Annotated in this window: 28 protein-coding genes; all 28 read left to right on the top strand. The window is 35.2% G+C overall.

Going from position 1 to position 23,196, the window contains the following annotated elements; genetic code table 11:
- Nucleotides 1-9: 9 nt before the first annotated feature.
- The 28 genes from fliG (at nt 10) to tsf (ending at nt 23,119) form a co-directional block, all read left to right on the top strand.
- Nucleotides 10-1,026: a flagellar motor switch protein FliG gene (fliG, locus tag LC087_RS05095; RefSeq protein WP_226538337.1), complete on the top strand. Its 1,017-nt coding sequence runs from the start codon at nt 10-12 to the stop codon at nt 1,024-1,026.
- Entirely contained in the window at nt 1,019-1,768 is a 750-nt protein-coding gene (fliH, locus tag LC087_RS05090; RefSeq protein WP_226538336.1) for a flagellar assembly protein FliH, read from the top strand. The genes fliG and fliH overlap by 8 nt, the downstream gene beginning before the upstream one ends.
- Entirely contained in the window at nt 1,762-3,084 is a 1,323-nt protein-coding gene (gene fliI, locus LC087_RS05085; protein ID WP_226538335.1) for a flagellar protein export ATPase FliI, read from the top strand. The genes fliH and fliI overlap by 7 nt, the downstream gene beginning before the upstream one ends.
- Complete coding sequence (gene fliJ / locus LC087_RS05080) at nt 3,081-3,515, top strand: flagellar export protein FliJ (RefSeq protein ID WP_226538334.1); 435 nt, start codon at nt 3,081-3,083, stop codon at nt 3,513-3,515. The genes fliI and fliJ overlap by 4 nt, the downstream gene beginning before the upstream one ends.
- Nucleotides 3,516-3,665: 150 nt before the next feature.
- A complete protein-coding gene (locus LC087_RS05075; protein WP_306020223.1) occupies nt 3,666-3,914 on the top strand; it encodes a hypothetical protein in 249 nt (82 codons plus the stop codon).
- Between the two features lie 139 nt (nt 3,915-4,053).
- Complete coding sequence (locus tag LC087_RS05070; RefSeq protein ID WP_306020221.1) at nt 4,054-4,524, top strand: hypothetical protein; 471 nt, start codon at nt 4,054-4,056, stop codon at nt 4,522-4,524.
- Nucleotides 4,525-4,694: 170 nt separating this feature from the next.
- On the top strand, nt 4,695-5,582 hold the full coding sequence (locus LC087_RS05065; protein WP_306020219.1) for a flagellar hook-length control protein FliK: 888 nt from the start codon (nt 4,695-4,697) through the stop codon (nt 5,580-5,582).
- Between the two features lie 9 nt (nt 5,583-5,591).
- On the top strand, nt 5,592-6,014 hold the full coding sequence (gene flgD, locus LC087_RS05060) for a flagellar hook assembly protein FlgD (protein WP_226538331.1): 423 nt from the start codon (nt 5,592-5,594) through the stop codon (nt 6,012-6,014).
- A 28-nt stretch (nt 6,015-6,042) separates the two neighbouring features.
- Nucleotides 6,043-7,545 (top strand): flagellar hook-basal body complex protein, encoded by a 1,503-nt coding sequence (locus LC087_RS05055; protein ID WP_226538330.1) that lies wholly within the window; start codon nt 6,043-6,045, stop codon nt 7,543-7,545.
- A gap of 37 nt (nt 7,546-7,582) precedes the next feature.
- Nucleotides 7,583-7,840 carry a flagellar basal body-associated FliL family protein gene (locus LC087_RS05050; protein WP_306020214.1) on the top strand — a complete coding sequence of 86 codons (258 nt, stop codon included), beginning with the start codon at nt 7,583-7,585 and terminating at the stop codon, nt 7,838-7,840.
- Between the two features lie 13 nt (nt 7,841-7,853).
- Nucleotides 7,854-7,985 (top strand): flagellar basal body-associated FliL family protein, encoded by a 132-nt coding sequence (locus LC087_RS05045; RefSeq protein WP_306020212.1) that lies wholly within the window; start codon nt 7,854-7,856, stop codon nt 7,983-7,985.
- A gap of 70 nt (nt 7,986-8,055) precedes the next feature.
- Nucleotides 8,056-9,051 carry a flagellar motor switch protein FliM gene (gene fliM, locus LC087_RS05040; RefSeq protein WP_226538328.1) on the top strand — a complete coding sequence of 332 codons (996 nt, stop codon included), beginning with the start codon at nt 8,056-8,058 and terminating at the stop codon, nt 9,049-9,051.
- Nucleotides 9,044-10,171, top strand: coding sequence for a flagellar motor switch phosphatase FliY (gene fliY / locus LC087_RS05035; protein WP_226538327.1), 1,128 nt, complete (start codon nt 9,044-9,046; stop codon nt 10,169-10,171). Before fliM ends, fliY begins: the two co-directional genes overlap by 8 nt.
- Nucleotides 10,172-10,206: 35 nt before the next feature.
- Complete coding sequence (locus tag LC087_RS05030; protein WP_226538326.1) at nt 10,207-10,569, top strand: response regulator; 363 nt, start codon at nt 10,207-10,209, stop codon at nt 10,567-10,569.
- A 15-nt stretch (nt 10,570-10,584) separates the two neighbouring features.
- On the top strand, nt 10,585-11,178 hold the full coding sequence (locus LC087_RS05025) for a flagellar biosynthetic protein FliO (RefSeq protein WP_226538325.1): 594 nt from the start codon (nt 10,585-10,587) through the stop codon (nt 11,176-11,178).
- Nucleotides 11,171-11,830 (top strand): flagellar type III secretion system pore protein FliP, encoded by a 660-nt coding sequence (gene fliP, locus LC087_RS05020; RefSeq protein ID WP_226538324.1) that lies wholly within the window; start codon nt 11,171-11,173, stop codon nt 11,828-11,830. Before LC087_RS05025 ends, fliP begins: the two co-directional genes overlap by 8 nt.
- A 57-nt stretch (nt 11,831-11,887) precedes the next feature.
- A complete protein-coding gene (gene fliQ / locus LC087_RS05015) occupies nt 11,888-12,157 on the top strand; it encodes a flagellar biosynthesis protein FliQ (protein WP_226538666.1) in 270 nt (89 codons plus the stop codon).
- Nucleotides 12,157-12,927 (top strand): flagellar biosynthetic protein FliR, encoded by a 771-nt coding sequence (gene fliR / locus LC087_RS05010; RefSeq protein WP_226538323.1) that lies wholly within the window; start codon nt 12,157-12,159, stop codon nt 12,925-12,927. The genes fliQ and fliR overlap by 1 nt, the downstream gene beginning before the upstream one ends.
- A 2-nt stretch (nt 12,928-12,929) precedes the next feature.
- Nucleotides 12,930-14,012 (top strand): flagellar biosynthesis protein FlhB, encoded by a 1,083-nt coding sequence (flhB, locus tag LC087_RS05005; RefSeq protein ID WP_226538322.1) that lies wholly within the window; start codon nt 12,930-12,932, stop codon nt 14,010-14,012.
- Between the two features lie 39 nt (nt 14,013-14,051).
- Nucleotides 14,052-16,091, top strand: coding sequence for a flagellar biosynthesis protein FlhA (gene flhA / locus LC087_RS05000; protein WP_226538321.1), 2,040 nt, complete (start codon nt 14,052-14,054; stop codon nt 16,089-16,091).
- A 136-nt stretch (nt 16,092-16,227) separates the two neighbouring features.
- Nucleotides 16,228-16,827 carry a CheB methylesterase domain-containing protein gene (locus LC087_RS04995; protein ID WP_226538320.1) on the top strand — a complete coding sequence of 200 codons (600 nt, stop codon included), beginning with the start codon at nt 16,228-16,230 and terminating at the stop codon, nt 16,825-16,827.
- 13 nt (nt 16,828-16,840) lie between these two features.
- Nucleotides 16,841-18,811 carry a chemotaxis protein CheA gene (locus tag LC087_RS04990; RefSeq protein WP_226538319.1) on the top strand — a complete coding sequence of 657 codons (1,971 nt, stop codon included), beginning with the start codon at nt 16,841-16,843 and terminating at the stop codon, nt 18,809-18,811.
- Nucleotides 18,812-18,842: 31 nt separating this feature from the next.
- Entirely contained in the window at nt 18,843-19,274 is a 432-nt protein-coding gene (locus tag LC087_RS04985; RefSeq protein ID WP_306020202.1) for a chemotaxis protein CheW, read from the top strand.
- A 2-nt stretch (nt 19,275-19,276) separates the two neighbouring features.
- A complete protein-coding gene (locus LC087_RS04980) occupies nt 19,277-19,900 on the top strand; it encodes a chemotaxis protein CheC (RefSeq protein ID WP_226538317.1) in 624 nt (207 codons plus the stop codon).
- A 5-nt stretch (nt 19,901-19,905) separates the two neighbouring features.
- Nucleotides 19,906-20,397 carry a chemotaxis protein CheD gene (locus LC087_RS04975; protein ID WP_226538316.1) on the top strand — a complete coding sequence of 164 codons (492 nt, stop codon included), beginning with the start codon at nt 19,906-19,908 and terminating at the stop codon, nt 20,395-20,397.
- A gap of 36 nt (nt 20,398-20,433) precedes the next feature.
- Entirely contained in the window at nt 20,434-21,183 is a 750-nt protein-coding gene (locus tag LC087_RS04970) for a FliA/WhiG family RNA polymerase sigma factor (RefSeq protein ID WP_371932682.1), read from the top strand.
- Between the two features lie 228 nt (nt 21,184-21,411).
- Nucleotides 21,412-22,110 (top strand): 30S ribosomal protein S2, encoded by a 699-nt coding sequence (gene rpsB, locus LC087_RS04965; RefSeq protein ID WP_226538314.1) that lies wholly within the window; start codon nt 21,412-21,414, stop codon nt 22,108-22,110.
- Nucleotides 22,111-22,237: 127 nt separating this feature from the next.
- On the top strand, nt 22,238-23,119 hold the full coding sequence (tsf, locus tag LC087_RS04960) for a translation elongation factor Ts (RefSeq protein WP_226538313.1): 882 nt from the start codon (nt 22,238-22,240) through the stop codon (nt 23,117-23,119).
- Nucleotides 23,120-23,196 lie beyond the last annotated feature (77 nt).

The raw sequence follows: 23,196 nt of genomic DNA, 5'->3' as shown, positions 1-23,196 counted from the left end.
GATTCAAAATTGGCAAAGAGCGACCAAAAGAAATTGACAGGGAAACAAAAAGCAGCGATTCTTTTAATTTCTCTAGGGATTGATGTAGCATCTGTTGTTTATAAACATTTATCAGAAGAAGAGATTGAATCATTAACATTAGAAATTTCGAATGTGAAAACAGTAGATAACGAGAGAAAAGAACAAATTATGGAGGAATTTTACTCTTTAGCCATGGCTCAGGAGTATATTTCAAGAGGCGGGATCACCTACGCAAAAGAGGTTTTAGAAAAGGCGCTCGGTGAAGAACAGGCGAATTCAATTCTTAATCGTTTAACATCTACTTTACAAGTAAGACCATTTGACTTTGCAAGGAAAGCGGATCCTGCTCAAATTATCAACTTTATTCAAAATGAACATCCGCAAACGATTGCTTTAATCCTCTCTTACTTAGACTCTTCGCAGGCGGGGCAAATTTTATCAGAGCTCCCCCAGGAAGTTCAGGCGGATATTGCCAGAAGAATTGCGGTGATGGACATAACATCACCTGAAATCATTAATGAAGTAGAACAAGTTTTAGAGAGGAAGCTTTCTTCTACCGTTACCCAAGATTATACACAAACCGGAGGAATTGAAGCGGTTGTAGAAGTTTTAAATGGAGTGGATCGCGCGACTGAAAGAACGATTTTAGAAGCACTACAAATTCAAGACACAGAATTAGCAGAAGAAATCAAAAAGAGAATGTTTGTGTTCGAAGATATCGTTACGCTCGATACTCGTGCTATTCAACGTATCATTCGTGAAGTAGAAAATGAGGACTTGATGCTTGCCTTGAAAAGAGCAAGTGATGAAGTTAAAGATATTATATTCAATAACATGTCAAACAGAATGGTTGAGGCCTTTAAAGAGGAAATGGAATTTATGGGGCCTGTTCGCTTGCGAGATGTGGAAGAAGCGCAGGCACGCATTGTGACAATTATCCGTAAACTAGAGGAAATTGGTGAGATTGTCGTAGCTCGTGGTGGGGGTGATGATATTATTGTCTAACATTATTAAATCTCCATATACAAAAAAGATTGATCCAATGCCGATAACCATTCAGTTGAGAAGACAGACAAAAACGAATGAATTAACAAATGAATTGGATGAGAGGATTGTTCAACAATCAAATATAGAGGCGTCTAGGATTATCGAAGAAGCCACTAAACAACAAAATCAAGTTATCGAGCAGATTGAAAAAGAAAAAGCACGATGGGAAGAAGAACGTAAGCAACTAGTAGAGGAAGCAAGAAAAGAAGGATTTAATCAAGGGTTTAAACAAGGAAAGCAGGAAGTGAACAAACAGTATGATGAATTAATGGGTCAAGCTAGAAACATTGTTTCTCTTTCTAAAAAGGAGTATGAAAAAAAACTTGAATCTGCAAAAGAAGAAATGGTTTCTTTAAGTATTCAAATAGCAGAAAAAGTTATGGGTATGAACTTGGATCTTAAGCCATCCTTATTGACTTCACTAGTAAAGAAAGTGCTAAAAGATGTGAAGGATCATCCTGAAGTGAAGATATACGTTAACCCAGAATGCTTTCCTTTATTGATGGATGCGAAAGAAGAATTAAAAAAGACCCTAATAAATCAAGCAGATTTATTCATCTATCCAGATGAACAAATGAATAAAGATGGCTGCATGATTGAGTCGAAATATGGTCTCATTGATGCTTCAATAGATACGCAGCTTGAACAATTAAAAAAGCAGCTAGTAGAAATTGTGAAAGAGGGATCATCATCATGCTAGATGATCTATCAACTATCGTTAGTCAATTAGATTCCTATAAAAGATATGGAAAAGTAAAACGGGTAGTAGGCTTAATGATTGAATCAATCGGTCCAACAAGCTCAATCGGGGAATTATGCTTTATCCATACAGGGAAAAAGCGTAATGAAAAAGTGGCGGCAGAAGTCGTTGGTTTTAAGGATGAACTGATCTTGTTAATGCCTTATAGCACAATCGATTCCATTTCCTCAGGGAGCATTGTAGAAGCAACGGGAAATCCTTTGAAAATAAAAGTTGGCTCGCAGCTTATAGGAAAGGTTTTAGACGCTTTTGGGCAACCGATGGACCATTCAACTTTTGCAAGTGGATTAACATCAATGTCAACAGATCAAGAACCACCAAACCCTTTGCTACGCCCAATGATTACTGAAACTTTGCAAATAGGTATTCGATCCATTGACAGTCTGTTAACGATTGGTAAAGGTCAACGAACAGGAATTTTTGCTGGGAGCGGTGTCGGAAAAAGTACGATGCTTGGGATGATATCAAGAAATTCTGATGCTGATTTAAATGTCATCGTCTTGGTAGGAGAACGTGGAAGAGAAGTAAAGGAATTTATTGAAAAAGATTTAGGAGAGTTCGGCTTAAAACGTTCCATTCTTGTTGTAGCGACATCGGATCAGCCTCCATTGATGAGAATTAAAGCTGCCTATACGGCAACAGCGGTTGCAGAGTATTTCAGAGATCAAGGTTTGAATGTTATGTTCATGATGGATTCAGTGACGAGAGTGGCCACTGCTGCAAGGGAAATTGGATTGGCCACAGGTGAACCACCAACAACAAAAGGATATACTCCGTCTGTCTTTACGATGCTACCGAAACTTCTTGAGCGAACAGGAACAAATGAAAACGGCTCCATCACTGCTTTTTATACAGTCTTAGTGGACGGTGATGATATGAATGAACCTATTGCAGATACAGTTCGAGGAATATTGGACGGGCATATTGTATTAGATCGGCAGTTGGCTAATAAAGGTCATTTTCCTGCTATAAATGTTTTAAAAAGTGTTAGTCGTTTAATGAAACAAATAACAGATCAAAAGCACCAAATGCTAGCTAATCAATTGCGCAACCTTCTGTCTACATATAGTGAGTCTGAAGACTTAATTTCAATTGGGGCTTATAAAAAAGGTTCTTCACAAGAGATTGATCAGGCCGTCAAATATTACCCATTAATCAAGGAGTTTTTACAGCAATCAACAGATGAAGTGGTGACATACGAAGATAGTATAACCCAACTAGAAACGATGATGGATAAGGGGAGAAATATTCATTGAGTCATTTTCGTTATCAAACGTTACTGCGCATTAAAGAACAAGAACAAGTACGAGCAAAAGAAGAATATCAACAATCACTAGAACAATTTGAACAGATGGCATGGAAACTTTATGATTCCTTGCAAAAGAAAGAAATGCTATTAAACCATAGCATGCAAAAGCTTGATAAAGGACTACCGATTCAAGAACTGAAAAGTCAACAACAATTTTTAGATAATCTTGAACAAACGATTAGCCACTATCAAAAGCTAGTTTCGATTTACCGTACAAATATGAATCAAAAGCACCAGAAAGTAACAGAAAAAACAATCGATGTGAAAAAATTTCAAAAGATGAAAGAAAATGTTGAGAATAAAAAACGATTAGAGATGAGTCTTCAAGAAATGAAGTCGTTAGATGAACTGGCAAACCTTTCATTTGTAAGAAATTAGGTGTGTGTATGAAGAGTTTTAAGATTATCAAAATTTTACTATCTATTGTTATTATTGTTTCTATTGGCCTTTTTGGTTATTTGTATCTCCAGTCTGAAAATGAACAAGTTTCCAATTTGTTCTCATTCTTATCTTTAGGAAATTCTCAAGATGAACAAACCCGTTCAAACACAAAGTGACAACCATAAAAATGATGAAACAATTGAGCAGTACGAACAACAATTAACGGAACTACAACTGGAGCTTGAAGAAAAAGAACAAGAAATTACAAAGTTGAATGAAACGGTTGATCAATTATCCAGTGAAGAGGTTGTTGAAGATCAAGTTGATTCTAAAAAGGTAACCAAAATGTACAATGAGATGAAGAGCAAAGATGCTGCTGCATCATCCTTGAATTAAAAGAAGAAGAGGGATTAGTTATTTTATCCTCTTTAAAGGAAAGAAAGCTAGCTGAAGTATTAGCTGAAATGCCACCAAATAAAGCGGCTTCTTATACAAAGCTTCTGATGGCAAATGAAAACTAAAAAGGAGGGATAGTTTGCAGGTCAACAATTTATCGTTGTATCAATTACATAATTCGAAAAGTACCGTCAGAGCCGATAAGGCGGATTATATCCCTCCTTTCATGAACGTCTTGAATGACATTATTAGTGAAAGTCAACATGGTCAGCCAAAAAAGACAGACGATCATGCTAAACCTCTTTTAGAAAAAATACGAGACTTACTAACAATGGATTTGAGTGAAAAAGAGATCGCTATTAGTAAGGATGAGTTAATGAATGAAATAGATGAATTGATAGATAATTTTGAAGGGTCTTTTGGAAAATGGATAGAAAGTGAGAATTTATTAAGCCTTTTACAACAAAATGAGCATCTTAGTAATCATCAATTAATTGACTCATCATCATTATTGAATGAGTTACAAAGTTTTTTGGAAGTAGATTCAGTTGAAAATGAAATTGTACTAAATAGCGGAGAATTAGTGTGTGAGATAAAAGAGCTTAAATAGACAATTTAGAAATCCCTTTTAAAGAATGGATAGAAAGCGAGAACTTATCAAGTTTTTCGAAACAAATAGTAACTCATTTTTATGAGAAGTACATTGCTACTCCTATTAAAAAGGATGGAACTGAAAAAATTCTACCATTAAATAGTGAAAGAAATGATCTATCATCTTCTTTGAATGTTGATATAGGTAAGGAATTATCCATTCTTAAAAAAATAGTGAGTGAAGAATCTGGTCAAAAATTTATAGACAAAAAACAGTATCCTACCATTACAAAAGTCGTTTTTTTATCACAATTAGCTAATTTAATAAATAATGTCGAACTAAAAATTATGGATAAACTTGGTCTATTTAATGAAAAAAACATAGTGAAGCATCCATTACTTCAAAAAATGAACCCTGGCGAACTATTAAAAATAAAGGGCCAACAAAAAGTCGATAATACGGTTCTTTCAAATTTTCCAGAACCATTTACTAAAGGATCTCTTCATGACCCAAAAATGAAAGTGAATGGATTTGACCGATTGTTAAGTAGTGCTCAACAGTCGAATAAAGAGCTAAATCAGCTGATAACGTTTCCTTTTTCAACTAACCAATTAGATAGCCCTCAAGTTACGAGTGACGGGTCAAAAAAGGGAGAATTGAACAGTTATCGATTTATGGATCAAATCCTTATAGCCATTAAGAAAGGGAATTTCAATCATCATCCAAATGGAACTAGTCGATTAGTATTAAAGTTAACACCTGAACATTTAGGAACGATTACGATATCAATAGTAGAAAAAGAAGGACAGAGGATGGCTAAACTGATTGCAAATTCACAATCGGCAAAAGAGCTTTTAGATACAAACATTCAATCTCTACAAAGGAATTTACCTCATTTTTCAATTCATATTGATCGTTTTGAAATAGGAGAACAATTCAATAGTTCCTTTATAAAGGAAGATGGTCAAGAAAAAGAAAGAGAACAACAGGCTGATGAAGAAGCAGAGGATCAAGAAGAAGCTAATGATATAAGCTTTACTGACCAATTGTTTAATATGATCCAATCTCGTTTATAGGAGGAACAAATGGCTACACAAATTGATTCAAACCTTTATTTATCGAATGCAACGCAAACGACTTCTTCAAGTGGAAATTCGAATTTAGACAAAGATGATTTTTTGAAAATTTTAATTACCCAACTACAACATCAAGGTCCAATGAACCCAATGGAAGATAAAGAATTCATCTCACAAATGGCGAATTTCTCAACTTTAGAGCAAATGACAAATATGAATTCGACGTTAACACAATTAATAGATTCTCAGTCAAATCAATCGTTTCTTTCGACTTCACAGTTAATTGGTAAAGAGGTAGAATGGCTTACCCAAGAAATAAGTGAATCATCGTCAATTGTGACAGCTGTAAAACAAAATGGATCATCTATTATTCTTGAACTAGAAAACGGACGAGAAATTGATAGTCAATTAGTAACTAAGATAAGTTCATAAAAAAACTTAATAAAGGAGAGGGATTTATATGCTTCGTTCATTATATTCCGGAATTAGTGGAATGAAAAATTTTCAAACAAAGCTTGATGTCATTGGAAATAATATTGCCAATGTGAATACGACTGCGTTTAAAAAAAGTAGGGTGACTTTTCAAGATTTAGTAAGCCAACAAATTTCAGGAGCGATTTCAGCAACAGGGTCGCAAGGTGGGGTGAACTCACAGCAAGTGGGTCTTGGTTCTAAAATAGGATCGATCGACCAAATTCACACAACAGGCTCAACACAAACAACAGGTAGACAATTAGATTTATCAATTTCTGGTGATGGGTTTTTCCCTGTAGGGGCCATTCAAGATCTTACGAAAGTAAACATGGATCAAAAAGGACAGTTAGGAAGTAACCTTATTTCGGGTTCAATTAATAGAGCAGTGGATCTATCTTATACGAGAGCTGGAAACTTTTACTTAGATGAAAATGGGTATTTAGTTACCTCTGGCGGACTGTATGCAATCGGACAAGCTGGCGAGAAATCCGTTCCAACAGATGCAACCATAGACAAAAGTAATGAAGCTCTAACTGGAATCTTGTCGTTTAATCAGCCATTTTCAGATATGTATTCGTCAATACAAGAAGTTTCTGAAAGGGCAGAGGCCTATTATGATGCGCTTGTTAGTTATGATGAAGCTTATGATCGGTGGGAAGAAGCAGGGTTTCCTAATACAGGTGCTATTAAAAACGCACTAGACTCTTCATATAATGCTTTAGAAACAATACATGAAAACTTAAAAACATCCGTTACAGACTTTAATTCAAACTACGACGAATTTAATCAAGGAGTTGACAGTTTGAATTCGGTTATCAATACCTTTAATGAAACATCACCAATTAAGGATATTATTACTGAGATAACAAATTCCATTGAGCAATTAGATGAAAATTCCATTAATATTCCTGTTTCAAGTAATGGAGTTGACAATTCATTTTGGAATGACATAAACAATTTGAAAAATACGCTATCATCCTATGGTCTAGATATTACAGACATAAGTAATGAAGTCATCTTATTTGAAAACAAGGCACAAGCGTTGCAAAATCCTTCTTGGTCAGGTAATCTTAGTGATTCTCCAGGGTTAATTCAAATTCCTGAAACGGCACAAAGCTTTAGCATTGGTCAAGATGGTACCGTTACATTTGTCAATAGTGAGGGTGAGTTAAAGGTCGCTGGCCGGTTAGTCATTGCTAACTTTGCAAATGAAGGGGGATTGGAGTTATCCGGAAATAACTTATATCGAGAGACTGTTAACTCAGGAACCATAGATGTAGAAGGCAACGGCATTGACCTTGATGAATTTACAATTCCAGGTGAAGGTGGAGTTGGCTTAATCAGTGCAGGTTCTCTTGAAATGTCGAATGTTGACTTATCTGAAGAATTCACAGAAATGATCGTAGCTCAACGAGGTTTCCAATCGAATACGAAAATCATTTCTACTTCCGATGAGATTTTACAAGAGTTAGTGAATCTAAAGAGATAGCATAGAAATGTAATAAGTTAGAAAGCAGGTGATAACGGTGAAAAAAAGAGGCTGGGTATACCTGTTCATTTTATTAGGCATTTTGGCTGGTGGAACTTGGTACAGTTTTACATTCCTTGTAGAACAGTCGGCTGTTAAAGATCTAGAAAATACCTCATTTCAAATGGAAGAGCTAACGACAAATTTGGCGGATGAGAGTATTGTAAAAGTATCCTTTACCTTCGAGATGAATGAAAAGGAAGCGACAGAAGAACTAGAAAAAAAGAACGTTTCAAATAAAAGATATCATCATTAAGCAGCTATCGATTATGACGAAGGATGAATTAAAATCGGCTGAAGGAAAACAGAAATATGAAGAAAATCTTTCGGAAGAGATCGATGGGCTTATGGAAACTGGTCAAGTAAATGAGATTTATATGACCTCATTTATCGTTCAATAAATAGGTTAAAAACATGTAAATGGTTTCTTTTTTGAAGCGGTTTCAGTTTTTCATAGGAGGTGAGACGTTTTTGTCAAATGAAGTATTATCCCAAAATGAAATAGATGCCTTGTTGTCAGCGTTATCAACAGGTGAAATGGATGCAAATGAGCTTCGCAAGGAAGAAGAGGCAAGGAAAGTAAAAATATATGATTTTAAGCGTGCGCTGCGCTTTTCTAAAGATCAAATCCGCAGCATCACAAGAATTCATGAAAACTTTGCAAGACTGTTAACAACTTATTTTTCAGCACAGTTGAGAACATATGTACATTTATCGGTTGCATCCGTTGATCAGCTTCCTTATGAAGAATTTATTCGCTCAATATCAAAGATGACTGTATTAAATATGTTCGAAATGCAACCACTTCAAGGAAGAGTCTTGATGGAGGTCAATCCTAATATAGCCTATGCAATGATGGACCGGCTTCTCGGTGGTTTAGGGACTTCCATGAATAAAATTGACCGGTTGACAGAAATAGAAACAACCATTATATCTCGCTTGTTTGAAAGGTCACTAGAGAGCTATCAAGAAGCGTGGAGTACAGTTATTGATATAGAGCCTTCAATGGTTGAGTTTGAAGTTAATTCACAATTTTTACAAATGGTCTCCCCTAATGAGACCGTTGTCGTGATTAGTTTAAATACAAATGTTGGTGATTCTAGTGGGATGATAAATTTATGTATTCCCCAAATTGTTTTAGAGCCAATTATCCCAAAACTTTCAGGTCATTACTTCATGCAAACGGACCGAAAAGAGCCTGAACAAAAAGAGCTTCAAGCACTAGAAGAACAATTGAAGAATGCGCATGTTCCGGTAGTAGCTGAGTTGGGATCTTCTTCTATCACCGTTGAGGAATTTCTTTCTTTACAAACAGGGGATGTCATCCCTTTGAAGAAAGAGTTGGACGAACCACTTTCATTAAAAATAGGTCATGTTCATAAATTTTTTGCTCAACCAGGAAAAATAAAGAGAAAACTAGCTGTTCAAATCATTGATCACGATAAGAGAGGTGAAATAAATGGATAACAATATGTTATCTCAGGATGAAATAGATGCCCTTTTAAAAAATGTTGACTTACCTCCTGCAAATGAACAAGAAAATAACCAAATTGCATTATCTGACTATTTGTCAACAATCGAACAAGATGCAATCGGTGAAATAGGCAATATATCATTTGGTAGCTCTGCTACCGCTTTATCAACGTTGCTAAATCAGAAAGTAGAGATAACGACTCCGCTCGTTTCGGTTGTACAAAAAAGTAATTTAGCAAAAGAATTTCCCCATCCGTATGTTGCTATTGATGTGAAATATACAAAAGGATTCACTGGAAATAATTTACTTGTCATTCAACAAAATGACGCCGCTATTATAGCGGACTTAATGCTCGGTGGTGACGGAAAAAACGTAAGTAATCAATTAGGAGAGTTACAAATCAGTGCTGTACAAGAAGCGATGAATCAAATGATGGGTTCTGCTGCTACTTCTATGTCCACTGTGTTTAATAAAAAGGTTGATATTTCTCCACCCAAAATTGAACTATTAGACGTGAAAGAAGGAGAAGGAACAGATTCGATTCCTCATGAAGACTTATTAATAAAAGTTTCATTTAAGCTCATTATTGGAGATTTAATCAATTCACATATCATGCAGTTATTGCCGATTGATTTCGCCAAAGAGCTAATTGATGATTTATTAAACAAATCGGAGGGAGAGATAAAAAGTGCGCCTGCAACTAAAGAAGACCAAGTACACCCTTCTAAAGAAAAACAGCCTGTGTCAAATGCAACTCATGTAGAAAATGAAAAAGACGAGTCTGTTGAAGTGAAAACAGTTGATTTTACTTCTTTTGATTCACCTTCTCAAGAACAAGCAACAAATGACATAAATAACTTGAATATGTTATTAGATATTCCCTTAAAAGTTTCAGTGGAACTTGGGAGAACAAAGAGATCTGTGAAAGAAATTCTTAGTTGGTCATCAGGATCAATTATTGAACTAGATAAACTTGCAGGAGAACCTGTTGATATTTTAGTAAATGACAAGATTGTTGCTAAAGGTGAAGTTGTAGTAATTGATGAAAACTTTGGGGTTCGAGTAACGGATATTTTAAGCCATTCCGAAAGAATCAAAAATTTAAATGAATGAACGACGTATCTATTTAAAACAAGGGAGGACTGTTGATGAGTTTTTCAGTATTAATTGTGGATGATGCAGCTTTTATGAGAATGATGATTAAGGATATTTTAGATAAAAACGGTTTTAATGTTGTAGCAGAAGCTTCAGATGGAATGCAAGCAGTTGAGAAATATAAAGAATATCAACCAGATTTAGTGACGATGGATATAACGATGCCAGAAAAAGATGGGATTACTGCTTTAAAGGAGATAAAGGAGATCAATCCAGCAGCTAAAATTATTATGTGTTCAGCGATGGGGCAGCAAGCGATGGTCATTGATGCAATTCAAGCCGGAGCAAATGATTTTATTGTTAAACCTTTTCAAGCAGATCGAGTTCTTGAAGCAATCTATAAAACGTTATCCTAAATGAAGAGGGATTTTATGAGCCGTAAGTTTCTATTAACCATTATGCTAGTAATCTTGCTTATTCCTTCCTTAGCTGTTAGTGCAGGGTCAGTAGAGGATAGTTTAAAAAATAAAAACAAAGAAGAACAGCCTGTTTTAGAAGATGACGATACAAAACCACCAGACTCCATTTCTATTTGGGATTTTGTGAAGATGATTGCGGCACTTTTTTTCGTATTACTCATTTTATATTTCTTTATCCGATTGCTTAATTTTCGTAGTTTAAATAATCGATCTTTACGCAATGTTGAAAACTTAGGTGGAACACCTCTTGGAAATAATCGTTCCGTTCAATTGATAAAAGTCGGTGATCGGGTATTGGTAGTAGGTGTAGGAGAATCCATTCAATTATTAAAAGAGATAGAAGATGAGAGAGAAGTAGAACTTCTAAAAAAAGAATATGAAGAAAAAATGAGCTCTCCTATAAAGGTAGCACCTATTGAAGCGATTTTCAAAAAGAAGCGAAAAAAGGAACCATTCACTTTTAAGGAAGAGCTTTTGAAAGCATTAGGCAAGAAAAGTAACCATAAAGATTCACAAGAAGAGAAAGGCATGCAAAGAGATGAATGAATTTGTTGAGATATTTAATGACTCAGAAAACATTTCGACGTCTATTCGGCTCTTACTGTTATTAACGATTTTATCTGTTGGTCCAGGCATCTTAATTTTAATGACGAGCTTTACAAGAATCATTATTGTACTTTCGTTTGTTCGGACATCACTCGCGACACAACAAACACCACCAAATCAAGTTTTGATTGGCTTAGCCTTGTTTATGACCTTTTTTGTGATGGGACCTACGTTGGCTCAATTGAACGATGAAGCGTTGCAACCTTTATTAAACGAAGAGTTAACATTGGAAGAGGCATATGAAAAAGCAGAGCCTCCTATTAAGGAGTTCATGAGCAAACATACAAGAGAAAAGGATCTATCGTTATTTTTAAGGTATGCAGAAATAGAACAGGTCAATTCATTAGACGATATTCCGTTAATGGCGTTGGTCCCTGCATTTGCCATCAGTGAAATCAAAACAGCATTTCAAATTGGCTTTATGATTTTTATCCCGTTTTTAGTCATTGATATGGTTGTGGCAAGTGTCTTAATGTCTATGGGAATGATGATGTTACCTCCTGTTATGATTTCGTTGCCTTTTAAAATTTTATTATTTGTATTAGTTGATGGGTGGTATTTAGTTGTTCGTTCCTTGTTACAAAGTTTTTAAAGATAGTATAGTTGATCAGGTTTTTATACAGTTACATATAGTTAGTAGGTGAAGATGTTGAACGGTGAGATGATTATTTCTATTGCCGAAAAGGCAGTTTATACGACCTTAATGATTGCAGGTCCACTGCTATTGTTAGCATTAATAGTAGGTTTAGTTGTTAGTATTTTTCAAGCAACTACACAAATTCAAGAGCAAACACTCGCATTTATTCCAAAAATTATTGCTGTTTTGGTCGGTTTGGTCATTTTTGGTCCTTGGATGTTATCGGTCATGCTCTCTTATGCGTATGATATTTTGAGTCAGCTCCATGAGTTCGTAGGATAATGACAATCACTGACTCCTTTCCTGCTTTCTTATTAGTCTTGACGAGAATTTCATCTTATATGCTGACATTACCATTGTTTTCATATCGGACCATACCTAATACACATAAGGTTGCATTTTCGTTTGCTCTCGCCTTATTTATTTCAATTAGTCTACCTCTACCGGAAATGGACATTAATCGGTTTTATTACTTTCTTATTTTAAAAGAGATGTTTATTGGGCTGTCCATTAGTTTTAGCGCTTATATAATCTTAACATCGGTTAAAATCGCAGGTGGTTTTATTGACTTTCAAATGGGATTCGCCATCGCAAATGTGATTGATCCACAAACGGGAGCACAAAGTCCACTTATGGGACAGTTTTTATCCGTTTTAACACTGTATTTAATGTTAACGATTAACGCTCATCACGTATTAATAGATGGGATTATGTTCAGTTATCAATCCATTCCGGTTGATCAAATCAAAATTAATGCATTTGATCAACCACTTATGGATTTAATCGTTGATACTTTTAGTAAAATGTTTTTAATTGCTTTTCAGATGGCCATCCCGATAGTAGGTACGTTATTCATAGTCGATGTTGCTTTAGGGATCGTAGCCAAAACGGTTCCTCAGTTAAATATATTTGTAATTGGATTTCCGATAAAAATTGCTGTTAGTTTTATGGCATTACTTCTTGTCATGTCTCCTATCTTCTTCTTAATTGAGAATGTTTTAGAATTAATGGCAGAAATCATTCGTAATATCATAGTTGTATTAGGAGCTTAAACATGAAATTGTTAAAGATAGATCTCCAATTTTTCAATGGAGAAAAGACTGAAAAAGCGACTCCGCGGAAGAAACAAGATGTACGGAAAAAGGGACAAGTCGCTAAAAGTGCGGACTTGAATACAGCTTTTAATTTGATATTTGTGTTTATTTCGTTTTTATTTATCGGTGGTTTTTTACGTGATAACTTGACTTCTATGTTTGCATATTCTTTTGAACATAATTTATCTACAACACTTACTGAAGAAACGATTCAACAAGTGTTTATAGAATATACAATGAGAGCGGTATATATCGTGGGTCCGGTTATGCTCGTTTCTTTTATTGCAGGGATATTTAGTAACTATTTACAAGTCGGGTTTCTTTTTTCAACAGAGGCTATTGGGATTAAGTTAGAGAGAATAGATCCAATTAAAGGATTTAAAAGAATTTATTCAATTAGAGCTATAGTGGAACTAGTCAAGTCACTTTTGAAAATTATGGTGGTGGGCGGAACGGCTTTTTTTGTCATTTATTATCATTGGCCAGAAATTGTTCGTTTACCATTAGTTTCGGTCCCTAATTCTTTTCAATTTATAGCAAAGTTAACTGCACAAGTAGGGTTATATACGGCCTTCTCTCTATTATTTGTTGCTATTTTAGATTATTTATATCAAAGGTATGATTTTGAAAAAAATATCCGGATGTCCAAACAAGATTTAAAGGATGAACATAAAAAAACGGAAGGTGACCCGCTTATTAAGTCAAAAGTAAAGCAGAAACAAAAAGAGATGGCTATGGGAAGAATGATGGCAGAAGTACCAACCGCAGATGTTATTATTACAAATCCAACTCATTATGCAATCGCTTTAAAGTATGATCAGTCTGCAAATGATGCTCCTTTGGTTGTTGCTAAAGGTATTGATTTTATCGCGTTAAAAATAAAAGATATTGCTAAAGAACACGATATTGTAACTTTAGAAAATCGTCTTCTTGCAAGAAGCTTGTATCATCAAGTAGAAATAGGAACGGCTATACCAGAGGAGTTTTTTCAAGCAGTCGCTGAAATCATCGCCTATGTTTATCAATTGAAAGGGAAGAAATAAAGTCCAACGTTTTAGTTATAGTTTGAGGTGAGGAACATCATGAAACTAAGAGATTTATCTGTATTATTTAGTGTTATTTTAATTGTTGCTATGTTAATTATCCCTTTTCCTTCTTGGATGCTAAGTTTTTTAATCATTATTAATATTTCTTTAGCTATGCTAGTTCTTCTTACCTCGATGAATATGCAAGAGTCCTTACAGTTTTCTATCTTTCCATCGCTTTTATTATTATTAACTTTGTTTCGCCTAGGATTAAATGTATCAACGACCAGGTCCATTTTGTCCAAAGGTGAGGCAGGGAAAGTTGTCGAAACGTTCGGGACCTTTGTCGTAGGCGGGAATGTGTTAGTCGGTTTTGTTGTCTTTTTAATATTAATTGTCATACAGTTTGTCGTGATCACAAAGGGGGCAGAACGAGTATCAGAAGTAGCCGCCCGATTTACGTTAGATGCGATGCCGGGAAAACAGATGAGTATTGATGCAGATTTAAACGCTGGGATTATTTCGGAAAATCATGCTCGTGAAAGAAGAGAGAAAATATCAAGAGAAGCAGACTTTTACGGAGCGATGGATGGTGCGAGTAAATTCGTAAAAGGAGACGCGATAGCCGGAATCATTATCGTCCTGATCAATATTTTGTTTGGAATTATTATTGGGATGGTTGTACAAGGAATGAGCTTACCGGATTCTGCCTCACATTACACTTTATTAACGGTTGGTGATGGAATCGTCAGTCAAATACCCGCTCTTTTAATATCAACAGCTACGGGAATTGTTGTTACAAGAGCAGCGTCAGAAGGAAATTTAGGCAACGACATTATGACGCAATTACTAGCCTATCCGAAGATGTTGTATGTAGCAGCAGGATCCATCTTTTTGCTAGGTGTTTTTACACCTATTGGACTGATTATTACAGGACCTGTCGCTAGTTTGCTCGCATTTGGCGGATATTCATTGTCTAGAAGTGAGAAGGAAGAAGAATCTAATGATGAAAAAACAGAAGAGGATTCTAACGCGCTTAAAAAAAGCACACCAGAAAACATGTTAGATTTACTTCATGTGGATCCAATAGAGTTTGAATTTGGTTATGGATTAATTCCTTTGGCGGATGTGAAGCAAGATGGAGATTTGTTGGATAGAGTTGTGATGATTCGAAGGCAACTAGCCATTGAATTAGGAGTTGTCATACCCGTAGTGAGAATTCGTGACAATATTCAGCTCAATCCGAATGAATATCGACTGAAAATTTGGGGTAGTGAAGTGGCCTCTGGAGAATTGTTACTAGACCATTTTTTAGCCATGTCTCCTAGTATGGAGGATGATGTCATTGAAGGAATTGAAACAATTGAACCTTCTTTTGGACTACCAGCGAAGTGGATTAAGGAAGAGAAAAAAGATCAGGCAGAAATGCTAGGTTACACAATCGTTGATCCGTCTTCTGTTGTATCAACACATTTAACTGAACTAATAAGAAATCATGCACATGAACTGCTTGGTAGGAAGGAAACGAAGCAATTAGTGGACCATATTAAAGAAACAAATGAAGTTCTGATAGAGGAAGTCACACCAGCCCTCTTAACAATAGGAGATATCCAGAAAGTTTTAGCAAAGCTTTTAAAAGAGAAGGTGTCTATTAGAAACGCAACGAAAATTTTCGAAACTTTAGCAGATTATGGGAAGATGACGAAGGATACTGAATTATTAGGTGAATATGTAAGGCAGTCGCTGGCGAAGCAAATTACGGATACTTATTGTGAAAATGTAAATACGCTTCAAGTTATCACTCTTTCAAGTCAAGTTGAAAAGGTTGTAGCAGAAGGAGTTCAGCAAACAGAAGTAGGAAATTACTTGTCTTTAGATCCATCTCTTTCACAACAGGTCGTTCACTCAATCTCAAACGAAGTAGAAAAACTATCGATGAGACAGCAACAGCCGATTATTTTGTGCTCACCCGCTATTCGTATGTATATTAGACAACTTATTGAAAGGGTCATTCCATCTGTGCCCGTCCTTTCTTATAACGAACTAGACTCCATGATAGAAGTAAAAAGCGTCGGTGTAGTTAACATGAGTGATTAAGTATATGGGTATATGAAACATAATTAAAACATGGATAGGATTAAGGATTGGATATTTAGGTATAAAGAACTATTTATATTCATTTTTTCTATGTGTTTTCTAGTATTGTATATTTAAAAATAGTAAAATAGACTTAATGACTTTTAATAGTATAGGTAGGCGATTCCAATTGGAAAAAATCATATGTATTGGTGCTTCCACAGGAGGTCCAAAAGCATTGCAAAAACTAATACCACAATTTTCATTAGCTTTTAAAGTTCCAATTTTAATTGCCCAACATATGCCTCCCTCTTTCACTCATTCACTTGCAGAACGTCTAAATAAACAAGCGAGTCTTTCTGTTAAAGAAGCGAGAGATGGAGAGGTGGTTAAAAGTGGATATGTATATATTGCGCCTGGTGGTTTTCAATTGGAAGTGAAAAAATCCGCAAAAAATATAATATTAAACGTTTCCCCTAATTCATCGAAGTATGTGCATAGCCCATCAGTGGATGTTTTGTTCCGTTCTGTTAGTGAACTGAACGATTATTATAAAGTGGCGATCTTATTAACGGGTATGGGCAAAGATGGTACAAAAGGGATGAGAGATTTAAAGGCAAAGGAAAATGTTACTACAATAGCAGAATCGCAGGAAAGTGCAATTGTGTACGGTATGCCTAAATCAGCCATAGAGGCGAATCTAATAGATGAAATCATCCACTTGGACGATATAGCCAGAAGAGTTGTAAATATATAGTGAGGTGTCCAGTATGGAAACGAGTCAATATCTCGATCTATTTATTGAAGAGAGTAAAGAACATATACAGTCTTGCAATCAAAAACTTCTTTTACTAGAAAAGGAGCCCGCTAACCTTTCATACATAAACGAAATTTTTCGTTCTGCCCATACGTTAAAAGGCATGAGTGCGACGATGGGGTTTAATCATATTGCTGATTTAACTCATCAGCTTGAAAATGTTTTAGATGAAATAAGAAATGAAAAGCTTTCTGTAACTTCACATATCATCGACATTCTTTTTGAAGCAATCGATTTATTAGAAGCAATGCTGATTTCAATAGAAGAACAAGAAGAAGTTGGGGATTTTGAACTTACAGATATTATTTCTAACCTTAAGGAACTATTGAGTCAAGGTAAGACAACTACCTCAAATGAATCAGAAGAGAAGCCGTATGATGATTATTCCACTAAAGTTATTCAGGAGGCAGAAGTTCAAGGTTTTAATGTCTTTAAAATAACCATTGACTTGCAAGAGGATTGCTCATTAAAAGCAGCTCGAGTCTTTATGATTTTTGAATACTTACAGCAAATAGGAGAAGTTCTATCGTCAACCCCATCTGTAGAAATGTTACAAGAAGAACAATTTGATCATCACTTTACGGTTACGCTTGTAACAAATGATATGGATCAGGAAGTTCAAAATGGAATCTTAAATATTTCTGAAATTAAGTCAGTGCAAATAGACCAAGTAAATAGCGAGGAATTATCATCTATTGAAAAAAATGTTTCAAAATCAGAATCGAAAAAATCAAAAAAAACGACTGGACAGGCAACCTCAAATATTAGCATCAATGTAAATAAAACGATTAGAGTGAATATTGATAGGCTTGATAAATTAATGAACCTCTTGGAAGAACTCGTTATTAAAAGAGGGCGACTTGAGCAAATTTCTACACAATTAAACAATAGTAATTTACAAGAAACAGTTGAAGGCATCACGAGAACTTCATCGGATTTACAAGAGATTATTTTAAACATGCGTATGATTCCAATTGAAACGGTATTTAATCGTTTTCCTAAAATGGTAAGAAAGTTGTCTAAAGAATTGAATAAAGAAGTACAGCTCTATATTACTGGAGCAGAAACAGAGCTAGATCGAACCGTTATTGAGGAAATATCAGACCCCTTAGTTCACCTTATTCGCAACGCTTTAGATCATGGAATAGAACCCCCATTAGAACGTAAAAAAGCTGGAAAAAAAGAACAAGGATCTTTAGCATTGACAGCGTTTCATAATGGTAATCACGTTGTTGTGGAAATAAGTGATGATGGGGCTGGTATTAATCAAAAGAAAGTGTTAGATAAAGCGATTGACCGTGAGATCATTTCCAAAGAACAGGCTGAAAAAATGTCTCATCACCAAGTTTTTGACTTGATTTTTTCTTCAGGTTTTTCAACAGCACAGCAAGTATCAGATGTTTCAGGTAGAGGCGTAGGATTAGACGTAGTGAAAAATACGATTGAATCATTAGGAGGAACAATCTCGATTACTTCAGAGATTGGAAAAGGCTCTACGTTTTCTGTTCAACTTCCTCTCACTTTGTCCATTATTTCGGTCATGTTGATTCAACTTAATAAAGAAAAATATGCAATTCCAATTACGACAATTATTGAATCTATTGTCATTAGTAAGGAAAAAGTGATGGATTCTCGTAATCAACGAGTCATTGATTATAGAGGGACCATTGTACCGTTAATAAATTTACATGAAGTATTCAATATTCCTAAAAAAAAGAATGAAGAAGATCAACTTTCAATTGTCATCGTTCAAAAGGGTAAGAAGTTAGCTGGTTTACTAGTCGATCGTTTTGTTGGTCATCAAGAAGTTGTATTAAAGTCACTTGGTGAATACTTAAAAGATGCTTCTGCCTTTCAGGGGGCAACTATTTTAGGAGATGGAGAAGTTGTTCTAATCATTGATTGTCATTCTCTTATATTATAGATATTATGCACATTTATTGGAGGTGTTGGTTTTGTCTAATAGACTAAAATACATACATTTTAAACTGAGTGATCAAGATTACGCTGTTGACGTAAAAGATGTATTATCAATAGAAAAAATCCTGCCTATTACAAGGGTACCAGGTACACCGGATTTTATTGAGGGAGTAACAAACTTGCGTGGTGTCATTACTCCCGTTATTCATTTAGGAACGAAGTTAGGTTTCAGTAAAGGTGTTTTAACGGATGCAACAAGAATTATTATCCTGAACAATGATCAATATTCTATTGGAATGATCGTAGATGAAGCGAAAGACGTTTTTGAAGTGTCGGAAGAAAATATAGAAAAATCGACTTCAGTAGTAGGATCAATTGAAGAGCCTTTTATTAAAGGGGTAACTAAAATGGATGACAAGATTATCATGGTTATGGATACCCTACATTTGCTAGGAATTAGAGGTTAGCTATGAAGAATTTACATCAAATCTCTACCATTCAAGTGGATGTATTGAAAGAAATCGCCAATATAGGAGCGGCTCATTCTGCAACTGCATTTTCAAAAATGGTTAATAAAAGAGTGAATATCAATATCCCTAATGTTAAGTTATCCTCTTTTAACGAACTGTTGAATACAGTTGGAGCCGACAAGGTGGTTGCAAGCATTTCCGTTCGGATGAAAGGAGAAGTAAATGGCTCAGTATTTTTAATTCTTCCTTTGATGCAAGCGGAAAGTTTTGCATCCGTCCTTACTGGTGTTCATTGTTTAAATCTATTAGAAGAGAACAAAGAACTTGTAAACTCTGCTTTATTAGAGATGGGGAATATATTATTAGGTTCCTATGTTTCATCATTAGCTGATTTTGTTCACCTCAATGTATATCCATCGGTCCCAGAGCTTGTCGTTGATATGTTCGGAGCCATTATTTCTGAAGGGTTGCTAGAAACATCTCGATTAGGAGATCAAGTGATCGCAATTGAATCAGCCATTTTTGAGGAAGAAGACCCTCTAGAAACAATTATTAATGGTCAATTCTTTCTGTTTATAGACCCAGACTCATTTTCTTCCTTTTTTCAAAGATTAGGAGTTTAACCATAATGGAGAAACGAGAAGTTGTAAAAGTTGGAATTGCAGAAATGAATGTTGTTAAAAGGCCATTCTCTATTAGGACATCAGGACTTGGTTCATGTGTTGCCATCGTAGTATACGATACGAAAAATAGTTTAGCAGGTTTAGCTCATGTGATGCTTCCAGATTCAACATTAGCGAAATATACAAATCTTAATAAAGCTAAATATGTAGATACGGCGATTCCAGTCTTGATTCACACACTTTTGGAAAATGGAGCTAAACGAGAAAGTTTAAAGGCGAAGATTGCAGGTGGTTCTGAAATGTTTAAATTCACGTCAAATGAGCTGATGAGAATAGGTCCTCGTAACGTGGAAGCAGTAAATATTCATTTACAAAAGTACCGTGTGCCTGTAATCAGTTCTGATGTTGGCGGCTCTAACGGTCGAACAGTAGAGTTTAATACTGTTTCAAATTTATTGGTGATAAAGACGGCAAGCAAGAGGATGAAAGAAATATAAAAATGACCCTTATCACAAATAAAGGAAGGTGTATGTATTTTGAATACGCTAGAAGATCAACAATATTGGGATTCATGGGTAAATGCAAAAGATGCAAATGCAGCTGATATGTTGATTCGTAAATATATACCGCTTGTTAGTTATCATGTGAATAGAATTGCTTCAGGGTTACCTAAATCTGTTGATAAAGAAGATTTAATGAGTCTAGGAATGGTGGGTCTTTATGATGCATTAGAAAAATTTGATCTATCAAGAGATTTAAAATTCGATACATATGCCTCTTTTCGAATTCGAGGAGCTATATTAGATGGGCTTAGAAAAGAAGATTGGCTTCCTAGGAGTGCAAGAGAAAAAGCAAAGCGGATTGAAACAACTTTTGAGCAATTGGAACAAAAACTGTTACGTAAAGTGACGAATAAGGAAGTTGCTAATGAATTGAACATAACAGAGGACGAGGTTAAGACAATTGTACGAGAAGGGTATTATGCAAACATCCTATCTATAGATGAAAAAATGGTGGATCATGAAGATGGTGATCAAATGGTTTTTGTTATTAAAGATCAAAAAATGGCCACCCCAGAGGAGCAACTCTTAAAACAAGAGTTGGTTGAACAACTTGTTGAAAAGATTGAAGAACTGTCTGAAAATGAACAATTAGTCATTAGTTTATGCTATAAGGAAGAATTGACATTAACCGAAATTGGAAAAGTGTTAGGCCTTTCTACTTCAAGAATATCTCAAATTCATACTAAGGCTATAAACAAGCTAAAATATTTGTTGGTGTAAGAGATTGGTGTCCTTTCCTTTCTTTTTGAACACACATTGTAACATACTTAGTTAAAGTTTTCTTGATTGTTGTTAAAAGTTATGGTATATTGTTTCTCGGTGTTAGTTACTACACACGCTTGTTGATTTTATCATGGGTGCTATTTTTAAAATAGAACAATAACGAATAGTTGTGATAAAAGAAGATGCGAGCGGAGGCTCTATTAAAAACCACTAGGAGGAATTTAGATGTCAGTTATCTCAATGAAACAATTACTTGAAGCGGGTGTTCACTTCGGTCATCAAACTCGTCGTTGGAACCCAAAAATGAAGCGTTATATTTTCACAGAACGTAACGGTATTTATATTATCGATCTTCAAAAAACCGTTAAAAAGGTTGAAGAGGCGTATGACTTTGTAAAAGATTTAGCTGCTGACGGCGGGAAAATATTGTTCGTAGGAACAAAAAAACAAGCTCAAGATTCAGTGAAAGAAGAAGCAATCCGTGCAGGTATGTTCTATGTTAACCAACGTTGGTTAGGAGGAACACTTACTAACTTCGATACGATTCAAAAACGTATTAAACGTCTTAAAGACATTATCAGAATGGAAGAAGACGGAACCTTCGACGTTTTACCTAAAAAAGAGGTTGTTCAATTGAAAAAAGAACAAGATCGCTTAGAGAAGTTTTTAGGTGGAATCAGTGAAATGAAACAACTACCGGATGCACTTTTCATTATTGATCCAAGAAAAGAACGCATTGCAGTTGCAGAAGCTCACAAATTAAACATTCCAATTGTAGGTATTGTCGATACGAACTGTGATCCAGATGAAATAGATTATGTTATTCCAGCTAACGATGATGCAATTCGTGCTGTTAAATTGTTAACTTCTAAAATGGCAGATGCAATCTTAGAAGCAAAACAAGGTGAAGAAACGTCTGCTTAATTAGGTAATGATAAGGTGATAAGAGGATCGTTCTTTTATCACCTTTTTAAAACACTAATTACATATTAAATATACATTATATTTTCAAAAGCAATTAAACCGTATAATTGAAAAGGAGGAAATAAACATGGCAATTACTGCACAAATGGTGAAAGAGTTGCGCGAAAAAACTGGCGCAGGGATGATGGACTGTAAAAAAGCATTAACTGAAACAAATGGTGATATGGAGAAAGCGATTGACTTTCTAAGAGAAAAAGGGATTTCAAAAGCTGCTAAAAAGGCAGACCGTATTGCTGCTGAAGGCTCTTCCTTAATTAAAACAAATGGTTCAGAGGCGGTTATTTTAGAAGTGAACTCTGAGACTGACTTTGTTGCGAAAAATGAAGGTTTTAAACAACTATTGAATGAATTAGCAGATCACCTTCTTGAGGTTAAACCTGCTTCATTAGAAGATGCACTTGCTTCTAAAATGAACAATGGTTCGACAGTTGAAGAGTTTATTACTGCTTCTATTGCAAAGATTGGAGAAAAGCTGACTCTTCGTCGTTTTGAAATCGTTTCTAAACCTGAAAATGGTGCATTTGGTGCCTACCTTCATATGGGTGGACGAATCGGCGTTTTAACAGTACTTGAGGGAACTGAGGATGAAGAAGTTGCAAAAGATGTAGCAATGCATGTTGCAGCTGTAAATCCAAAGTATATTACTAGAGATAAAGTGTCTGCTGAGGAAATTGAGCGTGAGCGTGAAGTATTGACACAGCAAGCATTAAACGAAGGTAAACCAGAAAAAATTGTCGCTAAAATGGTTGAAGGTCGTTTGAATAAATTTTTCGAAGAAATTTGCTTACTTGATCAAAGTTTTGTCAAAAACCCAGATGAAAAAGTAGGAAAATTTGTTGAATCTAAAGGAGCTACTGTCAAGTCCTTTATTCGCTATGAAGTAGGAGAAGGAATCGAAAAGCGCCAAGATAACTTTGCTGAAGAAGTAATGAATCAAGTTAAAAAATAAGGTTCGTTGACTTGAACTTGTGTAAAAAAAATTTACATAAGTGATATAATAAGGTTTAAATGTAGGGAACACATTTG

This window comes from Bacillus carboniphilus (assembly GCF_020524035.2).
Taxonomy (GTDB): Bacteria; Bacillota; Bacilli; order Bacillales; family JAIVKR01; genus Bacillus_CC.
The sequence above is the reverse complement of the archived record's forward strand: the minus strand, read 5'-3'. Positions and strand labels throughout refer to the sequence as shown.